Genomic DNA, 2,808 nt, shown 5'->3' with positions numbered 1-2,808 from the left:
AATGATAAGGCGAGCCCGGTCATGATTCGGGCTGAATCCACCATTCCTTCCTGTCCCATATTATAAAAAATCAGCATGATACCGAGCACGGTGCCGAGCAGCCCAACATAGGGGGCGTTGCTGCCGATGGTGGCGATGAGGTGTAACCTGCGGGTAAGTGCCAACTCCAAAAGTCGCCGGTTGTTAAATTCTTCAAGGCAGAGGCCCTTGAAGAAGCGGAAGCGCTCGATGGCAATGGCCACCGCGATCACGCTCAGCGCCCCCAGCAGGCCGATGACGCCATATTCGATAACTGATTTCAGCCAATCCATTGTCTTACTCCTTTTCTTGCGTTTGTATTTTTCCGGGCCGAAGCCCTTTCTGGTTGTGGGTGTGACCGTGAAATTTACCCCCTGTTGGTGAAAATATTGAAAGCCAGCTTTGCCTGTCAGTTATGCCGATGTTGTTGCTGTTGGGACAACAAAACTGTTTGTCTGATTCAACTCCTGTCGTTTGCTGTCAATCCGGGCGATTATTTTTTGCGCCATCTGGTCGGGTTCCTTGTCTATTTGCCAGCAGGCCCCGTATTCAGTGCGGCAGCCGTGTTGCAGATAGTCGGCCAGTTTGCGGGAGCCGGTGACCGGCAAGGCGCTGAAAAAGACATCGATGCCGCTTGCGACCAGGCATTGACCGGCTGTTACAATTTTTTCGCTGATCCAGGCCGGAGCGACTGCCGTCAGCGGCAGATCGGCAAGGTCGTTTCCCATCCCCTGCTGGATGAGCAGGTCGGCAATCTGTAACAATTGGCTGCTGTTAATGCAGGTTCCCATGGGCAGGATCGGCGTCAGGTTCATCTCCTGACAGGCGGCCTGCAACTTTGAACCGGCCATTTCCCAGACCCTGTTTCCTTGCATCTCCTCACTTTTGGCCAGAGAGTTGGCGGCGCAGCCATTGCTGATGATGAGAATATCGTTGCGCAGCAGAATCTCGGCGATGGCGGCATGACTGTCCTGTTGCTGATGATAGTTATCGCAGCCCATGATCAGGGCGATGCCACGGATATCACCTTTGCTGATCCGGCTTGCAAGCTGGGCGGGGTCAAGGCAGTTGATTCCGAGTTGTGGTTGTGACCGTTGTCCGGCTTTACTCTCTTCATCAGGGTTGAGCACTTTTTCACGGCCACGAAAAGCGGCGACCGCCATCTTCAGGATGGCTATGGCATTGCTGCGGGCCGCCGGGCCTGTCAGCTCAAGATGTTCGGCCCCAGTCATCTTCATGGAATGGGTGCTGGTGACAAGGCGGGTGTGCAGGGGGTGGATAATTTTGGAGATGGACTGCATGATGCACGAACCGCTGACCACCATGACGTCCACGCACCCGGTGAGGAGATCGGTCTCCTGATCGCCGATGGAGCCGTTCACCAGATTGATGCCGGTGGCCGATGAGCGTTGACACAGGTTGATGATTTCAGGATCTTTTGCCGCCTCTTTCAGTGTCTCCATAGCCAGCGGGCTTTGGCTGTAGATCAGGATGTTGATCATGTCCTGTTGCAGTCCTTCCGGCGTCCCGGTTGGTACCGGCAGGGTCGGAAACAGGATATCCGTCAGCCAGTTGATCACGCGGGATACGCCCCAGCCGTCGGTCAGGGCGCAGCGGCTGGTCTGGCGGACGATGTTGATAAACTCCTGGTCAACACCCATGTGCGTCCGGTGCATCAGTTCCACCACCTCGCGGTCAAATCCGCGCGGGGTGACGCCCAGATCTTTCCAGATGCGGCGGCGGTTTTCCGGGGCGATTTTCATCAGCGCCAGGGTCTCATCCTGATTGCCGAATGCGGCAAAAAGCACTCGGCCCGTTTCCAGGGCCAGCGTGTTGAGGTCGCTGCCGACGGGGTCGATCTCCAGCAGCCGGGCCAGTTCGCGGAGCTTGTTTTCGTCGGCCAGGGTGTAGGGTGTCTCGCCTTTTGCGGTGGCCATAAAAACCCTGACCATGTCTCTGGCCTCTTCCACCTGCAGGGCGACACCGGCGCCGACAATCCTGGCGAAGTTGCGTGCGGCGACGGTATCGGAGGTGGCGCCGCAGACCCCGATCATGGTTTCGACCCCATCAATGATCTGGCAGGGGCCCATATTGCAGACCCGGCAGCAGGTGCCGCCGGAGCCGAAGGTGCACAGGGACATTTCCCGCGCATTGATCCGGTCGCGAGCGGTTGTCAGCACCGGGATGCTTTCGTGTTGATATCTGGCAAGTGTCATTTTTTTCTCGTAAGTTGAAGATTTTCTTGATGGCGGATTTGTCGCTGCCCAGGTTCAGACAAGCCACTCCGGTTCCAGCCCGGAGCAGGCCGGGCAGCAGATGTGGTCATCCACCTCGATCAGCCGGGCGAAGGATCGACTCTGACACCAGGGGCAACTTGCCGGGAGCTTGCTCTTCTCTACATCAAGCACCCGGCAGCGGATCTCCTGGACGAAACAGAGTCCGGTCAGATCGCCATTGACGATATTGCTGACCAGTCCATCAAGTTCTGCCTGGTAGCGGTCGGCCACGGTTGGATCATCTCCGTTCAGCTTGTCCTCCAGTTCTATGGCGGTTGGGGACAGGGTGGTGCGTCTGCTGATGCAGACGACCTTGAGAGCAGTGGCGGTGGGTTCATGATAAAAAAGCATGTCCCAGGGCCGTGCGCTAGCGGGTCTGATCACCATTCCCGGCTCCGGGAAGCGGGCCAGCCGTTCCAGGGCGGCCAGGGTATGGGCATGGCCGGTGGCCGCGATCCGCACCCGGTCAAGTCCGTCAAAACAGTCGTGGGCATGACGTCCCAGCCGCCAGCCA

The 2,808-nt window shown here is 57.7% G+C and carries 3 protein-coding genes; all 3 read right to left on the bottom strand.

Going from position 1 to position 2,808, the window contains the following annotated elements; all coding sequences use genetic code 11:
• Positions 1–311: MotA/TolQ/ExbB proton channel family protein (locus Q7V20_RS12360; protein WP_304791308.1), on the bottom strand; the 311-nt coding region annotated here is incomplete at its 3' end.
• Positions 312–431: 120 nt separating this feature from the next.
• A complete protein-coding gene (locus Q7V20_RS12355; RefSeq protein WP_304791305.1) occupies positions 432–2,234 on the bottom strand; it encodes a hypothetical protein in 1,803 nt (600 codons plus the stop codon).
• A 54-nt stretch (positions 2,235–2,288) separates the two neighbouring features.
• Positions 2,289–2,808, bottom strand: a 520-nt coding sequence (locus Q7V20_RS12350) for a hypothetical protein (RefSeq protein WP_304791302.1), incomplete at its 5' end; no start/stop codon positions are given.

Origin of the sequence: Aquabacterium sp. (assembly GCF_030652515.1) — a bacterium.
Taxonomy (GTDB): Bacteria; Pseudomonadota; Gammaproteobacteria; order Burkholderiales; family Burkholderiaceae_C; genus Aquabacterium.
This window is presented reverse-complemented; position numbering and strand designations above follow the sequence as displayed.